Origin of the sequence: Pseudomonas sp. 67(2021) (genome assembly GCF_017491835.1) — a bacterium.
Taxonomy (GTDB): Bacteria; Pseudomonadota; Gammaproteobacteria; order Pseudomonadales; family Pseudomonadaceae; genus Aquipseudomonas; species Aquipseudomonas atacamensis.
In genome coordinates, this window is sequence record NZ_JAFGYL010000001.1 from 265530 (window position 1) to 288015 (window position 22486).

17 protein-coding genes are annotated in these 22486 nt (G+C 61.6%); 8 read left to right on the top strand and 9 right to left on the bottom strand.

Annotation, left to right across the window (positions count from 1 at the left end):
- Positions 1-45: 45 nt before the first annotated feature.
- The 5 genes from J5M66_RS01215 (at position 46) to ilvD (ending at position 7062) form a co-directional block, all read left to right on the top strand.
- Positions 46-1242, top strand: coding sequence for a class I SAM-dependent rRNA methyltransferase (locus J5M66_RS01215; RefSeq protein WP_016772700.1), 1197 nt, complete (start codon positions 46-48; stop codon positions 1240-1242).
- A gap of 449 nt (positions 1243-1691) precedes the next feature.
- Positions 1692-2765 carry a SagB family peptide dehydrogenase gene (locus J5M66_RS01220; RefSeq protein ID WP_207807527.1) on the top strand — a complete coding sequence of 358 codons (1074 nt, stop codon included), beginning with the start codon at positions 1692-1694 and terminating at the stop codon, positions 2763-2765.
- Complete coding sequence (locus tag J5M66_RS01225; RefSeq protein ID WP_071172201.1) at positions 2762-3739, top strand: diiron oxygenase; 978 nt, start codon at positions 2762-2764, stop codon at positions 3737-3739. The genes J5M66_RS01220 and J5M66_RS01225 overlap by 4 nt, the downstream gene beginning before the upstream one ends.
- Positions 3732-4964, top strand: coding sequence for an MFS transporter (locus J5M66_RS01230; RefSeq protein ID WP_207807528.1), 1233 nt, complete (start codon positions 3732-3734; stop codon positions 4962-4964). The genes J5M66_RS01225 and J5M66_RS01230 overlap by 8 nt, the downstream gene beginning before the upstream one ends.
- Before the next feature lie 256 nt (positions 4965-5220).
- Positions 5221-7062, top strand: a complete 1842-nt coding sequence (gene ilvD, locus J5M66_RS01235) for a dihydroxy-acid dehydratase (protein ID WP_016772696.1) — start codon at positions 5221-5223, stop codon at positions 7060-7062.
- A 178-nt stretch (positions 7063-7240) separates the two neighbouring features.
- Here the strand turns inward: ilvD and J5M66_RS01240 are convergent, their stop codons facing one another.
- Positions 7241-8296, bottom strand: a complete 1056-nt coding sequence (locus J5M66_RS01240) for a haloacid dehalogenase-like hydrolase (protein WP_123441753.1) — start codon at positions 8294-8296, stop codon at positions 7241-7243.
- A 239-nt stretch (positions 8297-8535) separates the two neighbouring features.
- On the opposite strand from J5M66_RS01240, the gene J5M66_RS01245 reads away from it, so the two are divergent.
- A complete protein-coding gene (locus tag J5M66_RS01245) occupies positions 8536-9924 on the top strand; it encodes an L-cystine transporter (RefSeq protein ID WP_123441754.1) in 1389 nt (462 codons plus the stop codon).
- Positions 9925-9997: 73 nt separating this feature from the next.
- Here J5M66_RS01245 and J5M66_RS01250 read toward each other — a convergent pair whose 3' ends face one another.
- Positions 9998-10516, bottom strand: coding sequence for a dihydrofolate reductase (locus tag J5M66_RS01250; protein WP_207807529.1), 519 nt, complete (start codon positions 10514-10516; stop codon positions 9998-10000).
- 85 nt (positions 10517-10601) lie between these two features.
- Here J5M66_RS01250 and J5M66_RS01255 point away from each other — a divergent pair, with 85 nt between their 5' ends.
- Positions 10602-11975, top strand: coding sequence for a DUF2868 domain-containing protein (locus J5M66_RS01255; RefSeq protein ID WP_207807530.1), 1374 nt, complete (start codon positions 10602-10604; stop codon positions 11973-11975).
- A complete protein-coding gene (locus tag J5M66_RS01260; protein WP_076564462.1) occupies positions 11968-13344 on the top strand; it encodes a GTPase/DUF3482 domain-containing protein in 1377 nt (458 codons plus the stop codon). Before J5M66_RS01255 ends, J5M66_RS01260 begins: the two co-directional genes overlap by 8 nt.
- A gap of 96 nt (positions 13345-13440) precedes the next feature.
- Here J5M66_RS01260 and J5M66_RS01265 read toward each other — a convergent pair whose 3' ends face one another.
- From J5M66_RS01265 to J5M66_RS01295, 7 genes are all read right to left on the bottom strand, one after another.
- Positions 13441-13995, bottom strand: a complete 555-nt coding sequence (locus J5M66_RS01265) for a phosphonate degradation HD-domain oxygenase (protein WP_207807531.1) — start codon at positions 13993-13995, stop codon at positions 13441-13443.
- Positions 13992-15125 carry a TIGR03364 family FAD-dependent oxidoreductase gene (locus J5M66_RS01270; RefSeq protein ID WP_207807532.1) on the bottom strand — a complete coding sequence of 378 codons (1134 nt, stop codon included), beginning with the start codon at positions 15123-15125 and terminating at the stop codon, positions 13992-13994. The genes J5M66_RS01265 and J5M66_RS01270 overlap by 4 nt, the downstream gene beginning before the upstream one ends.
- A gap of 118 nt (positions 15126-15243) precedes the next feature.
- A complete protein-coding gene (locus J5M66_RS01275; protein ID WP_130900350.1) occupies positions 15244-16269 on the bottom strand; it encodes a putative 2-aminoethylphosphonate ABC transporter substrate-binding protein in 1026 nt (341 codons plus the stop codon).
- Positions 16270-16306: 37 nt separating this feature from the next.
- Positions 16307-18031: a putative 2-aminoethylphosphonate ABC transporter permease subunit gene (locus J5M66_RS01280; RefSeq protein ID WP_207807533.1), complete on the bottom strand. Its 1725-nt coding sequence runs from the start codon at positions 18029-18031 to the stop codon at positions 16307-16309.
- On the bottom strand, positions 18031-19107 hold the full coding sequence (locus J5M66_RS01285) for a putative 2-aminoethylphosphonate ABC transporter ATP-binding protein (RefSeq protein ID WP_207807534.1): 1077 nt from the start codon (positions 19105-19107) through the stop codon (positions 18031-18033). Before J5M66_RS01285 ends, J5M66_RS01280 begins: the two co-directional genes overlap by 1 nt.
- 221 nt (positions 19108-19328) lie before the next feature.
- On the bottom strand, positions 19329-20192 hold the full coding sequence (locus J5M66_RS01290) for a LysR family transcriptional regulator (RefSeq protein WP_038861192.1): 864 nt from the start codon (positions 20190-20192) through the stop codon (positions 19329-19331).
- Between the two features lie 15 nt (positions 20193-20207).
- A complete protein-coding gene (locus J5M66_RS01295) occupies positions 20208-22463 on the bottom strand; it encodes a heavy metal translocating P-type ATPase (RefSeq protein ID WP_207807535.1) in 2256 nt (751 codons plus the stop codon).
- Positions 22464-22486 lie beyond the last annotated feature (23 nt).

Below are 22486 nucleotides of genomic sequence, written 5' to 3' on the forward strand. Positions count from 1 at the left end.
CGCGTCAACACGCTATACTCCCGCTCTTTTTTCCGGAGCGACGTCATGTCCCTGCCTAGCCTGCGCCTCAAAGCCAACGCCGACCGTCGCCTGCGCAACGGCCACTTGTGGGTCTACAGCAACGAAATCGACGTGGCCGCCACGCCTCTGCATGGCTTCAAAGCCGGCGATCAGGCGGTGCTCGAAGCCGCTGGCGGCAAGCCGTTGGGCATCGTCGCCATGAGCCCGAACAACCTGATCTGCGCGCGCCTGCTGTCGCGCGACATCAAACTGGCCCTCGACAAGTCGCTGCTGGTGCATCGCCTGAACGTCGCGCTGTCGTTGCGCGAGCGTCTGTTCGACAAGCCGTTCTATCGTCTGGTCTACGGCGACTCCGACCTGCTGCCGGGTCTGGTGGTCGATCGCTTCGGCGACATCCTCGTGGTGCAGATCGCCTCGGCGACCATGGAAGCGCACAAAGACGACGTGATCGCCGCGTTGACCCAAGTGCTCAAGCCAAGCGGCATCCTGTTCAAGAACGATTCCGCCGCCCGCGACGCCGAAGGCCTCAACCGCTACGTCGAAACCGTATTCGGTCTGGTGCCGGAATGGGTCGCGCTGGAAGAGAACGGTGTGAAGTTCGAAGCGCCGGTCATCCAAGGGCAGAAAACCGGCTGGTTCTACGATCACCGCATGAACCGCGCGCGCCTGGCACCTTACGCCAAGGGCAAACGCGTACTTGATCTCTATAGCTACATCGGTGGCTGGGGCGTGCAGGCCGCTGCGTTCGGCGCCAGCGAAGTGTTCTGCGTCGACGCCTCTGCATTCGCCCTCGACGGCGTCGAGCGCAACGCCGCGCTGAACGGCTTCGCTGACAAGATGACCTGCATCGAAGGCGACGTCTTTGAAGCGCTGAAGGAACTGAAAGCCAGCGAAGAGCGCTTCGACGTGATCGTTGCCGATCCGCCGGCCTTCATCAAACGCAAGAAAGACATGAAGAACGGCGAAGGCGCCTACCGTCGTCTCAACGAGCAAGCCATGCGCCTGCTGACCAAGGACGGCATTCTGGTCAGTGCTTCGTGCTCCATGCACCTGCCGGAAGACGATCTGCAGAACATCCTGCTGACCAGCGCCCGTCATCTGGACCGCAACATCCAGATGCTCGAACGTGGCGGTCAGGGTCCGGATCATCCGGTGCATCCGGCCATCGCTGAAACCCGCTACATCAAAAGCATCACCTGCCGTCTGCTGCCCAACAGCTGATTGCGCTTGAACACCGGGGAGCCACTGAGCTCCCCGTTTTTTTGCGCCCCCCCGCCCGTTTTTTTCACACTCGACATGAGTGCCTTGCTCTCTTCCTACAACTTCTTTCTCGCCGCCTTGCAGGAAGTTTCGTCATGCCTGTAAAACATGGAAACTAAACCTACACAGTAAGTCTCCTGCAAAAGATCACTCCGACAAAATTACTGGAATATTCCTACCTAATATCCGCTTGCCAATATTCGATTACAAACTAATATGAAGTTGTCGCAACGAAGCGACTCCAACTACCAACGAACAAGGAGTTCACATCATGAAAACCATTTATCTCGAAACAGACAAACTCGCCAACCTGGCCTTTCTGGTTGCAGCCACCGGCCGCTAAGTAGCCTGGACGCTGGAGAGTGCCGGCACTCTGGCGTCCATCAGACTTTCCTGAGTGATCTGAACCCATGTATATCAATCCTTTTCTTTTTATATTGCCGCGCCCGCCCGGACAAGTAGTCTGGAACTACAAGAACCATACTCAACACGAACTTGATCTTGAATACTCCCATCGCCTCGCCAGCCTTATACACAACCCTGATATATTTGACCCCAACAACGTAATAGACAGTCAACTTCTGAACGCAGGCATTATAACAACTTCAAAAATAGACAGCCCGGATTGGGGCTGGGATGAACTATCGAAGATTTATCACATCGGCACACAAAATATACCTTGCGCACATACGCCTCGGAATATCCACGAGTGGTCCAGGCAATATCTGGCGCACTGCAGCGAAGTGCTGGCGAAGCCGGAACCTGCGAACACCCCGGCGCCGCGATCAGTGCAGCCCTTGATTACCCTGCCCGTACCAGGCGCCATTAATGATGACAGCCTGACTCAGGCCCTGATGAGGCGCAAAACCTGTCGTTCCTACACCGGTGCGGCGGTGACACTGAACGAGGTCGGCACGCTGCTCTATCTGACCCTCGGCTATCTTCCCCCGCGCGAAGATGCCCACGCCGATCCGGTCGCGCCGGGTCTCGAGGCCCGCCGGAGCTGCCCGTCCGGCGGCGGATTGAACGCCTGTGAGGGATTTGTCCTGGCGCAAAATGTCAGCGGGCTGGAACCCGGCATCTACGCCTACCACCCTGCCGAACACGCTCTGAGTCGGATCAATGCGCTGCCGGATCCGGAACTGGGCCAGTTGCTCGGCGGCCAGCACTTCATCAACAACCTGCCGCTGGGCGTGTTCATCACCGCCAGGTTTGATCGTCTCTGGTGGAAGTACGAACACTCGCGCGCCTATCGCATGGCATTCATCGAGGCCGGTCATCTATCGCAAACCTTTCAACTGGTAGCAACAACGCTGGGGCTGAACACCTGGCTGACCGGCGCATTTGCCGACGCACAGGTTGAAACCCTGCTCGGCATCGCGGGCAGCGCCGAGCAACCGCTGTTCTTTGTCGGTTGCGGCGAAAGCGATGGTCACGCCATGTGCCAGGAAATGCGTGATCTGCTCAGCGGAGCACAGTCATGATTCCCACGGCGATGGACGAGAGCGAAGCCCCGGTGTCATGGTCGCTGAAATTCACGCTTCCAGACTGGGAGAGCCGTGCATCGGTACGCAGCAGTACCCATGACTACCGGTTACCGGGCGATGTCGAGCAGCAATTGCAAACCCGCTACTGGTTCCCCCCGGCCTTCGTGCCCTATCTGGCGCATCCGGCCATCCAGGCCAAAGGGCGCGAAACCCTGCACCGCCTTACCGCCAATCATCTGGTGTATTTCCTCGACTACACCACCCTGCTCGAACACCGCATCGTCAACCGCGCCGTGGAAGTCATCGCGCACCGCGAACTGCCCATCTACATACCGCTGCCGATGAAACATGCGGCACTGCAGCTGTATACCGACGAGGGCTACCACGCGCTGTTTTCCAACCAGATTGCCGAGCAGATCGCTGCGTATTACAGCATCACCCGGCGTCCGGTCATTCCGAAGCGGATCAGCCGCATGAACGCCTTGATCGCGCGCACGCCGGAGAAAAACCGCGCTCTGGCCTGGTTCCTGCTGGGATTTGTCTCGGAAACGATCATTGCCCGCGAGTTGCTGGAGGTCTGTCGCGACACGCTGGTGTCCAGCGTGAACGACATGCTGCGTGATCACCTTGCCGACGAAGCCCGGCACAGCCGTTATTTCGCCGAAGCCTTCCATTACTTCTGGATTGCGATGAACAGTCGTCAGCGCCTGTTCGCCAGCAAGACCCTCGTGGAGATCATTTCCATTTTCTTCGAAGCAGATGAAAGCTGGCTGCAACAAAGCCTGCGTTCGGCCGGTATTGCCGAGATCGACGTGATGGAGATTGTCGGCAGCACGGTAACGGTGCAGGCCAACCGCGCCCGTGCACGCGCTGGCTGCAAACCTACTGTGGAGGCCCTGCACAAGGCCGGCTTCTTTGCATTGCCCCATAACCAGACACTCTTCGCCAAAGCAGGATTGATCGATGGATAAACACAGCCGTGCAACCACCCGCCGACAGCAGCGCGGAGCAATCAGCCTGTTGTTGGCGATGATCCTGCTTGGCGTGTTTCCGCTGGATGTGCTGCTGCCTTCCTTTCCGGCATTGGCAGCCCACTTTGGCCGATCGTCAAACGACATCGCGCTGTCGATCAGTCTGTTTGCCGTGGGCATCGCATTTGCCCAGTTATTGATCGGCCCGTTGTCCGATGTGATCGGGCGCAAAGGTCTGCTGCTTGCCGGCATGAGCGTGTCGCTGCTCGGCGCACTGGGCTGCGTGCTGAGCAATGACTACACGCTGTTCCTGATTTTCCGGGTGATGCAGGCGCTGGGATGTGGTTGCTTCGTGCTGTCCCAGGCACTGGTGCAGGATCTGTTCGAAGGCAACGAGCGTGATCGCCTGCGGATCCTGATGGTCACCGCCACGGGCATCTTCATTTCGGTATCACCATTGGCGGGCACGTTTCTGCAGGCCACGCTCGGCTGGCGCGGCAGCTTCTGGGTGTTCATCGCCCTGGCCGCCGTGGTTCTGGTGAAAACGTGGCGGCTGCTCGATAACAGCCGGCCCGTTCAGAATGGGCCACACGTGGGTTTCATAAAGCCCTACAGATTGGTGCTGAGCAATTTCGAATTCGTCGGCTGCTGGCTGATTTCTGCATTCGCTTTCGCCTGCCACTTTTCCTTCATTGTCATTTCCCCGCTGATCTTCATGGAGCAGCTGCAGATGGCACCTTACGATTTCGCCTTGATCCTGCTGATCTACGGCGCCGCCTATGTCTTTGGCGGCCTGTTCGCCAGCGTGCTGAATCGGCATATCAATGCGCAACAGCAGATTTTCACCGGGCTGAGTCTGATCCTGCTCTCGGGGCTGGTGATGCTCTATCTGGCGGCCAGTCATGATCTGTCAGCGGCGACGGTGCTGATTCCGATGCTGATCTGCACGGTAGGCACGACCATTTCACGCCCGCCGGCTACCTCCCGCGCCATGAGCCTGTTTGCCGAAAATGCCGGCGCATCGGCGTCTGCCGGCAGCACCATCATCTTTATCTGTGGCGGGCTGGTCAGCGCCTTGATCAGCCTCGGCCCGGCCAACCTGCAAGCGACGCTGGGCTACGGTTTCGTCCTGTTGAGCGGCATATCCCTGTTGCTCAACAGCGTGATTGGCCGTCGCGTCAGCAACCTGCGCAGCAACAGGTTGATGCCCGGAGGCGACCATTGACCCTGCCAGTCGTCATCCCGCGCACCGCATCAGCAAGTCAACGATGCTTTGCGCCATTCCCTCGCGACGCCAGCGGTGTAGAATCGCCTCATTCATCGCCATTCATCCCCGGCGGGTTTATGAGCTCAGGCTGAGACCAGCGGCGATCCCGCAACGTCATCGGCAGCTTCCGGACACACGGCCATTTTTCGGGTGTTTCAGAGGTCAACAGAAGCTCACTCCCCTTTAGTACGTGATTAGCCGCCCGGAGTGCTCCATGCCAGATTACCGCTCGAAAACATCCACCCACGGCCGCAACATGGCCGGCGCCCGCGCACTGTGGCGCGCCACCGGCATGAAAGATGACGACTTCAAGAAGCCGATCATTGCCATCGCCAACTCGTTTACCCAGTTCGTCCCGGGGCATGTGCACCTGAAGGACCTGGGTCAACTGGTCGCCCGCGAAATCGAACGCGCCGGTGGCGTGGCCAAGGAATTCAACACCATCGCTGTCGATGACGGCATCGCCATGGGCCACGACGGCATGCTGTATTCGCTGCCGAGCCGCGAGATCATCGCCGACTCCGTCGAGTACATGGTCAATGCCCACTGCGCCGACGCCATCGTGTGCATTTCCAACTGCGACAAGATCACACCGGGCATGCTGATGGCCGCGCTGCGCCTGAACATCCCGGTGATCTTCGTTTCCGGTGGCCCGATGGAAGCCGGCAAGACCAAACTCGCTTCCCACGGCCTCGACCTCGTCGACGCCATGGTAATCGCCGCCGACTCCAGCGCTTCTGACGAGAAAGTCGCCGAGTACGAGCGTAGCGCCTGTCCGACCTGTGGTTCGTGCTCCGGCATGTTCACCGCCAACTCGATGAACTGCCTGACCGAAGCACTGGGTCTGGCCTTGCCGGGCAACGGTTCGACCCTGGCCACCCACAGCGACCGCGAACAGCTGTTCCTCCAGGCCGGTCGCACCATCGTCGAGCTGTGCAAGCGTTACTACGGCGAGAACGATGACTCCGTGCTGCCGCGCAACATAGCCAACTTCAAGGCGTTCGAGAACGCGATGATGCTCGACATCGCCATGGGCGGTTCGACCAACACCATCCTGCACTTGCTCGCAGCTGCCCAGGAAGCCGAGATCGATTTCGACCTGCGCGACATCGACCGTCTCTCGCGCAGCGTGCCACAGCTGTGCAAAGTTGCACCGAACATCCAGAAGTACCACATGGAAGACGTGCACCGCGCCGGCGGCATTTTCAGCATCCTCGGTTCGCTGGCCCGTGGCGGCCTGCTGCACACCGACCTGCCGACCGTACACAGCCGCAGCATGGAAGAAGCCATCGCCAAGTGGGACATCACCCAGACCAGCGACGAAGCCGTGCATCACTTCTTCAAGGCTGGTCCGGCGGGCATTCCGACCCAGACCGCGTTCAGCCAGTCGACCCGTTGGGAAACCCTCGACGACGATCGTGAAAACGGCTGCATCCGCAGCTTCGAGCACGCCTATTCGAAAGAAGGCGGCCTCGCCGTGCTGTACGGCAACATCGCGCAGGACGGTTGCGTGGTGAAAACCGCCGGGGTCGATGAGTCGATCCACGTCTTCGAAGGCAACGCGAAAATCTTCGAAAGCCAGGACAGCGCCGTGCGCGGCATCCTCGCCGACGAAGTGAAGGAAGGCGACATCGTCATCATTCGCTACGAAGGCCCGAAAGGCGGCCCGGGCATGCAGGAAATGCTCTACCCGACGTCCTACCTGAAATCCAAAGGCCTGGGCAAAGCCTGCGCGCTGCTCACCGACGGGCGTTTCTCCGGCGGCACTTCCGGCCTGTCGATCGGCCACGCTTCGCCAGAGGCTGCGGCCGGTGGCGCGATCGGTCTGGTGCAGGATGGCGACAAGGTGCTGATCGACATTCCGAACCGCTCGATCAACCTGTTGGTCAGCGACGAAGAACTGGCGGCACGCCGCGCCGAGCAGGACAAGAAAGGCTGGAAACCGGTCGAGGTGCGCCCACGCAAGGTGACCACCGCCCTCAAGGCCTACGCCCTGCTGGCGACCAGTGCCGACAAGGGCGCTGTGCGTAACAAAGCGATGCTCGACGGGATTTGAGGCAGCTACAGCTGCAAGCTGCAAGCTGCAAGCTGCAAGCTGCAAGCTGCAAGCTGCAAGCAAAGGTGATCGTTCCCACGCTCTGCGTGGGAACGATCAAAAGCTTCAAGCTGCAAGCTTCAAGCAAGAGCCAAGTTGCTTTTTCTTGCCGCTTGTAGCTTGTAGCTTGCAGCTGCTTTTATTGAATTTCTTCCGGCTTGACGATCACCCAGTTCTTGTCCGCTGTCACCGGCAAGCCTTCCTTGGCCTGCGCCGCTGCGTGCTTGGCCATCATGCCGTTGATTTGCGTCATGTACTTGTCCTTGCGGTTGATCCACAAGTGAATGCCGCCCTTGGCCACGTCGACATCGTGGAACAGCATGTAACCGTCGCTCGTCGGGGTATCGCCGCCGACCAGTACCGGTTTTTTCCATTCATCGATGTAGGTGAGGATCGCCGCGTGCTTGCCGGCCATCCAGGTTGCCGGGGTCCACAGGTACGGCGTCAGCTCCAGGCCCAGGTTGGCCTTCTCGTCATATTTGCCGGCAGTGATCTGTTTGCGCGCAGTGGTCAGCTCGCCGGTCTTCTGATCCTTGAGCAGCAGTGAAACGCCAATGACGTTCTGCGGTTTGACGTTGTAGCCGTACTTGGGATCCGCCGCGACCATACGCACCAGTTCCTCTGAAGCGGCGGTCATCACGTAAACCTCGATGCCGTTCTCCATCAGCTTGTTATACAGCTCTTGCTGGCCAGTGAAGATCTTCGGCGGATTGACGTCGAGCTTCTTCACCACATCGCCTTCGTAATACGTCGCCGGCACCGGTTTGCCCGAAGCCATCAGCTCATCGACGTAGCCCTTGAGCTCCTTGAGTGTGAAGCCGGAGAACACCTGCGCCACCCACGGGTAGCAGACCATGTCGTCGACTTCGCAGAGCCGGTAGTAATAACTGAACAGGCTTTCCTTGTGCTCGGCGGTGTCCTTGAACGGCATCAGTTTCAGCGAGGGGTCGAGCTTGTCGCGGGTGATCAGGCCCTTGTTTTCCATGAACGGCAGCAAGGATTCTTCGAGGTCGTAGCGGTAACTGGTGTTGTCCATGTCGAACACCGCGTAATTACCCTTGTTGGCGTTGGCAGCGATCATCGCGTCCAGCGCCTTGGCCTGATCTGCCGGCCAATGCTTGAGGTCCGTGGCCAATGCCTGGCCGACGAGGCCAGCCGCCAGTGCTACAGCCAACAACGTGCGTGCAATTTTCATAGCGCTACTCCCCGATGCAAAGAGTTCGACGCTAACAAATCAGTGTGACAACCCTCGCCTGTCAGCGACCGCTTGCGTCCCCTGCGCGTCAGTTGCATTGCCGACAGCGACACGCGCTTATTCCAAAAACGACGGACGCCCTGCCATTTCGGTATTAAATCATTGCAAATCAAGCTGTTAGGCTTTCCGGTTCGCAGCAGCCCCGGACGGCTGTTGGCACAGTCTTTACTGGAGTTCTCATGAATCTACCGTTGATTCTCAACCTGCTGGTGTTCCTCGCCTTGCTCCTCGGTCTGGCGCAAACCCGCCACACCACTTGGAGCCTAGCGAAAAAAGTCCTGCTTGCACTGGTCCTCGGCGTGGCGTTCGGCGTTGCGCTGCACACGATTTACGGTGCCGGCAACCCGGTGCTGAAAGCCTCGATCGGCTGGTTCGATCTGGTCGGCAACGGTTACGTGCAGTTGCTGCAGATGATCGTGATCCCGCTGGTGTTTGCTTCGATCCTCAGCGCCGTGGCACGCCTGCACAACGCTTCGTCGCTGGGCAAAATCAGTTTCCTGACCATCGGCACGCTGCTGTTCACCACCGCCATCGCGGCGTTGATCGGCATCGGCCTGACCAACCTGTTCGGCCTCAGCGCTGAAGGTCTGGTCGCCGGCACCCAGGAAATGGCGCGCCTGCAAACCATTCAGAACGACTACGCCGGCAAGGTTGCCGACCTGAATGTGCCGCAATTGCTGCTGTCGTTCATTCCGCAGAACCCGTTCGCCGACCTGGCCCGGGCCAAGCCGACCTCGATCATCAGCGTAGTGATCTTCGCCGCGTTCCTTGGGGTTGCTGCGTTGCAGTTGCTCAAGGATGACGTGGAAAAAGGTCAGAAAGTGATCAACGCCATCGACACCCTGCAAGCCTGGGTGATGCGTCTAGTGCGTCTGGTGATGAAGCTGACCCCCTATGGCGTGCTGGCGCTGATGACCAAAGTGGTCGCCGGTTCCAACCTGCAGGACATCATCAAGCTCGGCAGTTTCGTCGTGGTCTCGTATATCGGCCTGGGCCTGATGTTCGTTGTGCACGGCGTGCTGGTGTCGGCCGCCGGGATCAACCCGCTGCGCTTCTTCCGCAAGATCTGGCCGGTGCTGACGTTTGCTTTCACCAGTCGCTCCAGCGCGGCGACCATCCCGCTGAGCATTGAAGCGCAGACCCGCCGCCTGGGTATTCCGTCGTCGGTCGCCAGTTTCGCTGCCTCGTTCGGTGCGACCATCGGCCAGAACGGTTGCGCAGGCCTGTACCCGGCGATGTTGGCCGTGATGGTCGCGCCAACGGTCGGCATCAACCCGCTGGATCCGCTGTGGATCGCGACGCTGGTGGCGATTGTCACGTTGAGTTCGGCCGGCGTGGCCGGAGTCGGTGGCGGCGCGACGTTCGCCGCCCTGATCGTGCTGCCGGCGATGGGCTTGCCGGTGTCACTGGTGGCGTTGCTGATTTCGGTCGAACCGCTGATCGATATGGGCCGCACGGCGTTGAACGTGAGTGGCTCGATTACCGCCGGGGCGATTACCAGTCAGGTCATGCAGCAGACGGATAAAGCGCTGCTGGATGCCGATGAACACGCGCAGCTAGTCAGCTGAAGCTGCAAGCTGCAAGCTGCAAGCTGCAAGCTGCAAGCCAAGAGCCAATCAGCTTTTACTTGCAGCTTGAGGCTTAAAGCTGCTTTTTCTCCCAGACTTCGAAGTTGTACGCGGGTTTATCTTCAACCGCCGGGTTTTCAACATTCGACACCAGCTTCCATTCGCTCAGATCAAACTTCGGAAACCACGCATCCCCTTCCGGGCTCAGCGCCACGCGGGTCAGGTACAGCCGATCGGCATGCGCCAGTCCCTGCGCATACAACTGCGCGCCGCCAATCAGCATCAGCTCATCAACGCCCTGGGCTTTCGCCCATTCCTCGGCGCGGGCCACGGCGGCTTCCAGCGACGGATAGACCTCGGCGCCTTCGAGCTGCAGATCGGTCTGGCGGCTGACCACGATGTTCAAGCGCCCCGGCAGCGGCCGGCCGAGCGAATCCCAGGTCTTTCGGCCCATGATGATCGGCTTGCCGAGCGTGGTCGCCTTGAAGTATTTGAAGTCCCCCGGCAGGTGCCAGGGCATGCTGTTGTCGACGCCGATCACGCGGTTTTCACCGAGGGCTGCGATCAGGCTTAGGGGCAGTGATTTAGTCATGCCGGCGAGGATACCAGAGCCGCGCTTACCCCGATAAGCGCCACAGCGGTTATGCTCAGCGCTCGATTTAGCGACGGGACGCCGCGTGACTGAACTGACTCCACTGCAAAACCTCTGGCTCACCGAAACCATCCGCCTGCGCGAAGAACACGCGGGGCCGCTGGATGACCTGGAAGCCAATCGTCTGGCCCGCGCCGCTGGCGGCGATCTGCCGAGCCGCATTGCGCGCCGGGCGCTATGGCTGGCCGAGCGTGACGGGCTGACCGCCGCGCTCAAGCACTGGCTGCAAGGCGCGCGTCTGGCGCTGGTGCTGTTGATGATTTTCGCCGTACTCAGCGGCGCCGGTCTGGCATTCGCCGCACTTGGCCAGACGCCGGTGAATGTGTTCTGGGCGCTGGGCAGTCTGCTCGGGATCAATCTGATTTTGCTGCTGAGCTGGGCGCTGGGTTTGATTTTCGCTGGCGAACACGGCGCCACCCTTGGGCGCTTGTGGCTGTGGCTCAGCGAAAAATTCGCCCGCGACGCCAAAGCCGCGCAACTGGCGCCGGCCCTGCTGTTGCTGCTGCAACGCAAGAAACTCAACCGCTGGGCACTCGGCGCGTTGGTCAATGGCCTGTGGCTGCTGGCAATGCTCAGCGCGCTGATTCTGCTGCTGACGCTGATGGCCACGCGGCGCTACGGCTTTGTCTGGGAAACCACGATCCTCGGTGCAGACACCTTTATCCATGTCACCCAGGCCCTTGGCTATCTGCCGGCGCTGCTCGGCTTCAACGTGCCGACCGAGGAAATGATCCGCGCCAGCGGCGCCGGCGCACTGAATATTGAAAGCGCGCGACAGGCCTGGGCGACCTGGCTGGTCGGCGTGCTGGTGGTCTACGGCGTGCTGCCGCGCCTGCTGCTCGCGCTGTTCTGCCTGTGGCGCTGGAACAGCGGCAAAGCCGCGCTGCGCCTGGATCTGAATTTGCCCGGCTACGCGCAACTGCGCGAAAGGCTGATGCCGACCAGCGAGCGCCTCGGCGTCAACGACCCGGAGCCGGCGCAACTGCATCGCGTCGAAAGCAACGTCGGCGAACTGGCCAGTGAAGGCGCGCTGCTGGTGGCGATCGAGTTGGACGAACAGCGTCCGTGGCCACCCGCGCTGCCGAAAAACGTCAGCAACGCGGGCATCCTCGATAGTCGCGAATCGCGGCACAAACTGCTCGAACAACTCAGTCGCTTCCCGCCGGCGCGGCTGGCCATCGCCTGCGATCCGCGACGCTCGCCGGATCGCGGCAGCCTCGCGCTGATCGCCGAACTCGCGCGCAACGCCGGCGCCACTCGCATCTGGCTGCTGCAAGCGCCGCCTGGCGAAGCGCTGGACGGGCAACGTCTGGGTGACTGGCACGCGGCGCTGCAACAACTGGACCTGCCGTTTGCCGATTGCGCGCCGATGAACTGGCTGGAGAGCGGACATGACTGATGCACGCAAGGCCCCGCTGAAACTCGCGGTGGTCGGCCACACCAACGTCGGCAAGACCTCGCTGCTGCGCACGCTGACCCGCGATGTCGGCTTCGGCGAAGTCTCGCATCGGCCGAGTACCACCCGGCATGTTGAAGGCGCGCGGTTGTCGGTGGACGGCGAGCCGTTGCTCGATCTGTACGACACGCCGGGGCTGGAAGATGCGATCGCCCTGCTGGATTTTCTCGAGCGTCTGGAACGCCCCGGCGAACGTCTCGACGGCCCGGCGCGGCTGGCGCGGTTTCTCGACGGCAGCGAGGCGCGCCAGCGTTTCGAGCAGGAGGCCAAGGTGCTGCGGCAATTGCTCGCTTCCGACGCTGGTCTGTATGTGATCGACGCCCGTGAACCGGTGCTGGCCAAGTATCGCGACGAGCTGGAAGTGCTCGCCAGTTGCGGCAAACCGCTGCTGCCGGTGCTGAATTTCGTCAGCAGCGCCAACCATCGTGAGCCGGATTGGCGCGAGGCGCTGGCGCGGTTGGGCCTGCATGCGCTGGTGCGCTTTGATAGCGTCGCGCCGCCCGAGGATGGCGAGCGGCGCTTGTACGAGAGCCTCGCCCTGCTATTGGAAAACGCCCGGCCGCAACTGGAGCGGTTGATCGCCGACCAGCAGGCGCAGCGCCTCGCCCGTCAGCAAAGCGCCGCACGCCTGATTGCCGAATTGCTGATCGACTGCGCCGCGTGCCGGCGCAGTGTGGTCAGCGAAGCCGAGCAGGAACAGCAGGCGATCAGCGAGCTGCGCAAAGCCGTACGCCAGCGTGAGCAGAAGTGCGTCGAGGCGTTGCTCAAGCTCTACGCGTTTCGCCCGCAGGACGCGGCGGCCAGCGACTTGCCGCTGCTCGACGGGCGTTGGGGCGATGATCTGTTCAACCCGGAAACCCTGAAGCAACTCGGCGTGCGCGTCGGCGGCGGCATTGCTGCCGGTGCAGCGGCCGGGGCTGGTGTGGATTTGCTGGTCGGCGGGATTACCCTCGGCGCAGCAGCATTGGCCGGCGCGATTGCCGGCGGTGCGCTGCAAACGGCGCGCAGTTATGGCAGTCGCCTGCTCGGCAAGATCAAAGGCCAGCGGGAATTGACGGTGGATGACGCCGTGCTGCGCCTGTTGGCGTTGCGCCAGCGCCAGTTGTTGCTGGCGCTCGATCAGCGCGGGCATGCGGCGATGGACAGCATTCAGGTGGCCACGCCTGTGGATAAAACCTGGCGCGAAGGCAAGTTGCCGGAAGCGCTGAACAAGGCGCGCGCGCATCCGCAGTGGTCGTCGCTCAATCCGCAGGCGAAGTTGAATCAGGCGGAAAGGCAGGAGCAGGTTGAGGCGTTGGCTGAAAATTTGTAGCGCTGACTCATTCGCGAGCAGGCTCGCTCCCACCCTGGAATGCGGATCCCTGTGGGAGCGAGCCTGCTCGCGAATGCAGCACCTCGGTGCACAGTCCTAAACAGCCAGCAGTCGCGCCGCTTTCGCTTTCAATCCAGCCAGATCCACCAGCGGCACCGCAACCTCCTTCGCCAACTCATCCCAGCGCCGCATGCGCAAACTCAGCGCACACAACGGATCAGCCTCGAACGCATCCGCCTCAGCCGCGCTCATCACACCGCCCTGATATTCCAGCGTCCTGCGACTCGCCTCACTCAACCGCGCGTAATAGCCCGGCTCGCGCAAGGTCAGATAGCGTTTGGCCTGGACGTGATATTCCACCAGTCGCGCCAGCCGCTCGCTGAAACCTGCCTCACGCAGATAATCGGCACCGAGCCGTTCATGGCTGACCACGCCATAACCGCCCATGTTTTCCGCGCCCTCGGCACACAAATGGCCGACGTCATGAAAAAACGCCGCCAGCACCACTTCATCGTCACAGCCTTCAGCCATGGCCAGTTCTGCGGCCTGGGACATGTGCTCGAGTTGCGACACCGGTTCGCCGATGTAATCGCTCGCGCCGAAGCGTTCATACAGGCCGAACACCCGGGCGATCACCTGTTCTTGATTCATGCTTGCTCCAGTAACTGCGCGATGTTGCGTTCGGCCAGCGCCGGGCCGACGCTCATGCCGACGCCGGTGTGCATCAGCGCCACGCTCAGGCCCGGTGCCGGGCGCAGGAAAGAAAACGGCCCTGGCCCCCGAGAACCATAGACGCCCTGCCAGCGTTCGACCACTTGCACCTTGCAGCCCAGCGTCTGCTCGGCGAGTTCGAGCATCCAGTTGTCAATCTGCTCGGCATTGAACGGTGACGCATCGCTGCCGTAATGATGCGAATCGCCAATGATCAGTTCGCCATACGGCGTCGGGCTGATCAGCAGGTGAATGCCGTTGGCGTGCAGGTGCGGTTGTTCACGGAGAATCTGCGCCTGCACCGCTGCGGCTTCCGGCAAATCGGCGAAAGCGCCGTAGTGCACGCAGCTCAGGCCGGTGAGCACGGCGTGTTGCAGATTGAGATCGACCTGCGGTTTGGCCCGCAGCATTTGCAGACGACAGATCTGCGGATTGAGCGCAGCAATCGGCTCGGCCAGTAGGGTCTGATAATCGTGGCCGGAGCAGACGATGATCTGCTTGCCGGTAAAACTGCCGGCGGTGCTGTGCAGACGCCCCGGTTCGACGTCGCGCACCAGCGTGGAAAAGTGAAACTCGACGCCGAGGTCACGGCGCAAGTAGTCGATCAGCGCGGGAATCGCTTCGCGTGAGTACAACTGCTGATCATCGATACCGTGCAGCGCGGCGCGGTGATGGCTGAACTGGCTGCCATACAAATCACGCAACGCCGCGCCGCGCAGCAGCTCGACGTTGTAGCCATGCTCGACCGCGCGGCCGGCGCAGAAGGCTTCGAGCAGGTGTTCTTCGGCCTCGTTACGGGCGAACAGGTATGAGCCGTTGCGCTTGACCTGCAGGCCGGCAAGTTGCGCCCAGTCGCCCCAGATCTCGCGGCTGGCCTTGGCCAGTTCGAGCATGATGCCGGGCGGCTGACCGGTCACCAGCGCCTGGCCGAAGTTGCGCACCGAAGCGCCAAGGGGCGTGGCGGTGCGTTCGAATACCGCGACTTTCAGGCCGCGTTTGGCAGCGGCATAGGCGTGGGACAGACCGAGAATGCCGGCGCCGATGATGAGCAGGTCTTTGGGTTGTGTCATGTAGAGGTGCTCTGAATGAGAAACCGCTTTCGCGAGCAGGCTCGCTCCCACAGGGGACAGCATTGCAACTGTGGGAGCGAGCCTGCTCGCGAAGGGGCCTTGTCAGTCGATAAAGATCTTACTTGGCGACAACTTTCTCGGACTTGCCGTCATACCGCTTGCGCCATTCAGCCAGGATCTCGTCGCGATTCTTCGAGGCCCAGGCAAAGTCGTTCTTGATCAGACGCTGCTCATAGTCGGCCGGCAATTCGGTCTGCGGCTTGGCTATCCCCGGCTGGGCGAGCACGGCGAAGTTCTCTTTGTACAGATCCATCGCCTCGGCGCTGGCGGAGAAGTCAGCGAGTTTCTTCGCTGCCTCTTCATGCGGCGTGCCTTTGATCACCGCTGTCGCTTCAATCTCCCAGCCCAGACCTTCCTTCGGCAGGATGATGTCCAGCGGCGCGCCCTGGCGTTTCAACTGTACGGCTGGATATTCAAAGGAAATCCCGATCGGAAACTCCCCCGCCGCCGCCAGCTTGCACGGCTTGGAACCGGAGTGGACGTACTGGCCGATGTTCTGGTGCAGGCCGTCCATATACGCCCAGCCCTGCTTCTCGCCGAAGGTTTGCAGCCAGGCGCTGACGTCGAGGAAACCAGTGCCGGACGACGCCGGGTTGGGCATGACGATCTTGCCCTTGTACTCAGGCTTGGTCAGATCCTGCCAACTGACCGGTTTGCTCAGCCCCTGCTTCTCGGCTTCGACAGTGTTGAAGCAAATGGTCGCGGCCCACACGTCCATGCCGACCCAGGCTGGCGGGTTGGCGGCGTCGCGGTAGTTCGCGCCGATCTTGCCGAGATCCTTCGGTGCATAGCTTTGCAGCATGCCTTGCTGATCGAGAATCGCCAGGCTCGACGCGGCAAGGCCCCACACCGCGTCGGCCTGCGGGCGGGCTTTTTCGGCGAGCAGTTTGGCGGTGATGATCCCGGTCGAATCGCGCACCCACTTGATTTCGACGTCCGGGTTGGCCTTTTCGAAAGCGTCCTTGTAGGACTTCAGCTGTTCGGCTTCGAGTGCGGTGTACACCGTCAACTCGGTTTTTGCCGCGAAGGCATTCAGGCTGAAAGTCGCGAGCACAGCAGCGGCCAGGGCCATAGGCTTGAACATGAGCGTTTTCCTGTAGATGAGTTGATCGGGTTTGCAATCAGTGACCGGGCGCGGTTTGCCGCCAGGCCTGGGAACGGCGCAACAGGCCGCGCGAAGCCCACGCCAGCAGCAGCGACACGCCGGCCGAAGTGAACAGAATCAGGGTCGACATTGCCGCCGCGCCGCCGACGTTGCCGGCATCGTCCATATTCAGCACCGCCACCGCCGCGAGGATGGTGTCGGGGCTGTAGAGGAAGATCGCGGCGGAAACCGTGGTCATTGCCGAGACGAACAGGTAGCGCACGATGTCCAGCAGCGCCGGCAAGCAGATCGGCACAGTCACGCGCAGGTAATGCCGGTACAGCGGCGACTTCAGCGACAGCGCCGCAGCCTCGAACTCACCATCGAGCTGGCGCAGCGCGGTGGTCGCGGTCATTTGTGCGGTGGTCAGGTAGTGCGCAATGGTGCAGACGATCAGCAGCGTCATCGTCCCGTAGAGCACGTGCAGCGGATTGCCGCTGAGGTTGAAGAAGAAGACGTAGCCCAGGCCCAGCACCAGCCCCGGCACCGCCATCGGCACGAAGCTGAGCATGCGCAAAGCCAGGTTCAAGCCGCGCTGGGTGCGGGTTTTCTCCATCAGATAGGCGCCAGTGAAAATCAGCACGCTGCCAATCAGCGCGGTGCCCAGCGCCATTTTCAGACTGTTGCCGTAGGCGAGCCAGCCACCGCCGGCGGTCTCGTTGAACTGATAGTGGTTGAGCGACAGCGACAGGTTGTACGGCCAGAACTTCACCAGCGACGAGAACACCGCCATGCCGAACACCAGCAGCAGCGCGGCGCAAATCAGCAAAACGATCGCCAGATAGCAGCCGTCGCGCATTTTCGACGGCAGCGGTTTGAACACTTGCGCGCGCCCGCTCATGGAATCGCCGTGACGCCGACGCAACCATGCATCGACACCGAAACTGAACAGCGCCGGCAGCAACAGCACCATACCGATCAACGCGCCGCGACCGAATTGCTGCTGGCCGACCACGGCTTTGTAGGCTTCCAGCGCCAACACTTGATAGTCGCCACCGACCACCACCGGCACACCGAAATCGGTGATGGTCAGGGTGAACACCAGACAGAACGCAGCGAATACCGCCTGGCGGGTCGCCGGCCAGGTGATGCTGCGAAACGCTTTGGCCGGACTGGCGCCCATGCTCGATGCGGCGTCGAACAGCCGCGCATCGGCCAGCGACAATGCCGAGAGCAAAATCATCAGCGCATGGGGGAAGGTGTAGATCACCTCGCCCAGCACAATGCCCCAGAACCCATAGATATTGTCCGAGAGCAGCCCACGCAACATGCCCTGATTGCCGAACAGATAGACCAGCGCAATTCCCGGCAGCATCGACGGCGCCATCAGTGGCAGCAGCGAGATTCCGCGCCAGATGCCTTTGCCCCGAATCAGCGTGCGTTGCAGCGCGTAGGCAAACAGGTAGGCCAGCGGTACGACAATGGCCGCAACGCTGAGGGACACTTTCAGGCTGTTGCCGAGCAGCCAGTGGAAATTGGCACTGGTCACCAATTCTTTCGCGGCGAGCCAGCCACCGCCCTGCCCGGCGTCATTGCTGAAGCCGCGCCAGAAGATCGCCAGCAACGGCAGCAGCACCGCGAGGCCGAGCAACACCAGCAGGAGGATTTTGCCGCCGAGCACGAACAGGCGATCGCCGATCTCGGCTTTCGAGGACTGTCGCACCTGCTTGTGCGGTAGCGGCAGCGCGAGGTTGCTGTTCATCAGGCGAACACCTGCAAACTGCGCGGCGGCAAGGCGACCATGATTTGCTGGGCGCCGAGGCGCGGCATGGCTTCTGGCGCGATTTCGGCGAGCAGTGCGTGGCCCGGCAATTGATCGAGTTCGAAGCTCATCCGGCAACGATTGCCGAGGAAAGTGATTTCGCGAACCTTGGCCGGAAACAGGTTCTCTTCGTGCACCAGCGGGTTGACGTTGATCGCCTCCGGGCGGCAAAACAGTCGACCCGAAGCGCCGTGTACGCTGCCCTCGGCCAAGCGCAGATTCATCCCGCCAACCTTGGCGTGACTGTCGCTGCTGCGCTGAAACGGCAGCCAGTTGCCCTGGCCGACAAACTCGGCCACGAACGGCGTGGCCGGGCGGTTGTAGATTTCCTGCGGGGTGGCGTACTGCTCGACGCGACCGTTGTTCATCACCGCGATGCGGTCGGCCATCAACATCGCTTCGTCCTGATTGTGCGTGACCATCAGCGTGGTGATGCCGAGGTTGCGTTGCAGCTGACGCAGCTCGGTGCACAGATGCTCGCGCACCCGCGCGTCGAGGGCCGACATCGGTTCGTCGAGCAACAGCAGCGACGGCGCCGGCGCCAATGCGCGAGCGAGCGCTACTCGCTGTTGCTGACCGCCGGACAATTGGCCTGGATACTTTTTCTCACTGCCGCTGAGGCCGACCAGTTCCAGCATCTGACCGACACGCCGGCGCACTTCATCGCGACCGCTGCCGACGAGGCCGTAGGCAATGTTCGCCTCGACCGTCAGATTGGGAAACAACGCGTAGGACTGGAACAGAATCCCGTAATCCCGCGCTTGCGGAGCAAGATGCGAGACATCGCGATCGCCCAGATACAACTCGCCGCTGTCCTGCTGCTCCAGCCCGGCAATGCAGCGCAACAATGTGGTCTTGCCACAGCCCGACGGGCCGAGCAGGCACACCAGTTCGCCGGCGGCGACATCGAGGGAGACGTTGTCCAGCGCAGTGAACGCACCGAAACGCTTGTGCACGCCGCGCACTTTCATCGGCGCGCCGGGGTTGGTCAGGGCAGTTGCGATGGCAGGATTCATGGACGGACCTCAGCAAACGAATGAGGCCAATCCTAGAGTTGTAATGCGTCCGTCATGTGGCAGCGAGGCAAAAACGGCTGATAGTGGTATTCAAGGATTTTGGTTCACTGCAGATCGTTCCCACGCTCTGCGTGGGAATGCCTCATCGGACGCTCCGCGTTCGGCTTTTGGGACGCAGAGCGTCCCGGGCTGCATTCCCACGCGGAGCGTGGGAACGATCATTAAGCGGGGGACATTTCCTGTGCGAGCCCCAAAAAGGCCGCCGGCAACCGCGCCCCCTTTCTTTCCTTCAGGCAATACAGATACTCCGGAATCTGCGGCGCATTCTCGATGGTCAGCACGCGCAATTGCGGATCATGCGGCACTTCCTGCCGGGCGATGATGCTGATGCCGATATTGCGCAGCACGGCTTCACGAATCGACTCACGGCTGCCGATCTCCAGCAACGGCCCGAAACTGACCCCGGCGCTGGCCAGCAACTCTTCGGTCAAGCGCCGCGTGGTCGAACCCGGCTCGCGCATCAACAACGTATGCCCGGCCAGTGCGTTCAGCGTCACATGTTCCTGCGCCGCCAACGGATGATTGCGATGCACCGCCAGCACCAGCGGATCGGTGCCGAGTACCCGGCGAATCAACCGTGCATCGTCGAGCAACTGCGACGATGCCGCGACATCCACGCGGTAATCCTCCAGCGCTTCGAGCACTTGCTGCGAATTGCCGATCTCCACCGACACTTCCACCTGCGGCAAACGCTCGCGGAAGGTTTTTACCAGATCGAGGATGTAATACGGCGCCGTCGCGGCAATACGCAACGTGCCCTGCACCTGACCGCTGTTGCGCAGGAAGAACTCGATGTCGGCCTCTTGCTGCAACAGGGTCTTGACCATCGGCAGCAGCCGCGCGCCTTCGTCACTGACGCTCAGTCGGCGCCCGCCACGGTAGAACAACTCCACCGAATACTGGCTTTCCAGGTTACGAATCTGCGTGGTCACGGTCGGTTGGCTGAGGCCGAGCTTTTTCGCCGCCAGCGTGATGCTGCCCAGGCGGGCGACCATGTAAAACGCTTTCAGCTCGGCACTCAGCACAACCATCCCTCACGTTTATTTGCGCAGCAGGCGCAAACCGTTGAACACCACCAGCAGGCTCACGCCCATATCGGCAAACACCGCCATCCACATGGTGGCGAGCCCGGCGAAGGTTACCGCAAGAAAGATCGCCTTGATCACCAGCGCCAGTGCGATGTTCTGTTTCAGGATGCTCGCGGTATTGCGCGACAGGCTGATGAACGCAGGAATCTTGCGCAGATCGTCGTCCATCAGGGCGACATCGGCGGTTTCGATCGCCGTGTCGGTGCCGGCGGCGGCCATGGCGAAACCGATCTCGGCACGGGCCAATGCCGGGGCATCGTTGATGCCGTCGCCGACCATGCCGACCCGGTGGCCCTGCTTGTACAGATCTTCGATGGCTTGCAGCTTGTCGGTCGGCAGCAAATCGCCGCGCGCCTCGTCGATGCCGACCTGGGCGGCAATCGCTTGCGCGGTGTGGACGTTGTCGCCGGTCAGCATAAGGGTTTTCACCCCGAGTTCATGCAACTGACGAATCGCTTCGCGGCTGGTTTCCTTGACCGTGTCGGCGACGGCGAACAGCGCCAAGGGGCCTGCGCTGTCGAGCAACAGCACCACGGATTTGCCCTGTTTCTCCAGCGCGAACAGCTTCTCTTCCAGTTGCGGCGAGCAAAGGCCCAATTCTTCAATCAGACGATGGTTGCCCAAGTGATAAGTCTGGCCGTTGATGTCGCCTTTGACGCCCCGCCCGCCCAGCGCGGCGAAGTTGTCCACAGGCAGTGCGGCGAAATCTTTATCCACAGCGGCGTTGGCGATGGCCAACGACACCGGGTGATCGGAGCGCCCGGCCAGCGCGGCAGCGATGGCCGGCGCGCTGGCATCGGCTGTCGGATCGAGCGACAGGTAATCGGTCTGCACCGGTTTGCCGTGGGTGATCGTGCCGGTCTTGTCCAGCGCCAGATAATCGAGCTTGAAACCGCCCTCCAGGTACACGCCGCCCTTGACCAGAATGCCCTTGCGCGCCGCCGCCGCGAGGCCGCTGACGATGGTCACCGGGGTGGAAATCACCAGTGCGCACGGACAGGCCACCACCAGCAGCACCAGCGCGCGGTAGATCCAGTCGAACCACGCCGCGCCCATGAACAACGGCGGGATGATCGCCACGGCCAAGGCGAAGACGAATACCGCCGGGGTGTAGATTTTCGAGAATTGGTCAACGAAACGCTGCGTCGGTGCCCGCGCGCCCTGGGCCTGTTCGACGGCGTGAATGATTCGCGCCAGGGTCGAGTTGTTCGCCGCAGCGGTCACCGTGTATTCCAGCGAGCCGGCCTGATTGATGGTGCCAGCGAAGACTTTGTCACCGACAGTTTTTTCCACCGGCAGGCTTTCACCGGTGATCGGTGCCTGATCAATGGTCGAGCTGCCGCTGACCACCGCGCCGTCCAGGGCGATGCGCTCGCCGGGTTTTACCCGCACGCGCGCGCCGAGATCGACGTTTTTCACCTCTTGTTCGCGCCAGTTGCCGTCAGCCTGCAATACCGTGGCTTGCTCGGGAGTCATTTGCATCAAACCACTGATCGCATTGCGCGCGCGGTCCAGCGAGCGTGCTTCGATCAGCTCGGCGACGGTGAAGAGGAACATCACCATCGCCGCTTCCGGCCACTGGCCGATGAGGATCGCGCCCGTCACGGCAATGCTCATCAGCGCATTGATGTTGAGGTTGCGGTTCTTCAGGGCAATCCAGCCCTTTTTATAGGTGCCGAGGCCGCCGCTGAGGATCGACACCAGCGCAACAATCGCCACCACCCAGTCGGGGGCAGCGCTGGTGAAGTGGATGACTTCGGCGCCCAGCGCGGTCAGGCCGGACAGCGCCAGTGGCCACCAGTGCTTTTTCACCGCAGCCGGGGCCGGCGCGTCGACACCCGCCTCGAGTGGCTCGGCGTGCATGCCGAGGGATTTGATCGCGTCGGTGATCGGCTCGGTGCCCGGCAGATTGTGGGTTACGCCAAGCACGCGGTTGATCAGGTTGAATTCCAGCTGCTGCACGCCGGCCAGTTTGCCGAGCTTGTTCTGGATCAGCGTCTGCTCGGTCGGGCAGTCCATCGCCTCGATGCGGAAGCTGCTCAGGCGCGCGTCGGCGCTGGTCTTTTCGCTCAATTGCACCCGCGCAGGTGCGGCGGCTTTTGACGAGCAGCAGGCATCGCCGCCATGCGCATGTTTATGCACGGGCTGCAATTTATGACTGTGATCGTGACCGTCGCCGGGCTTGTGGGTGTGCAGGGAATCGCTCATTGGTCGCGTCCATGAAGGTGCCT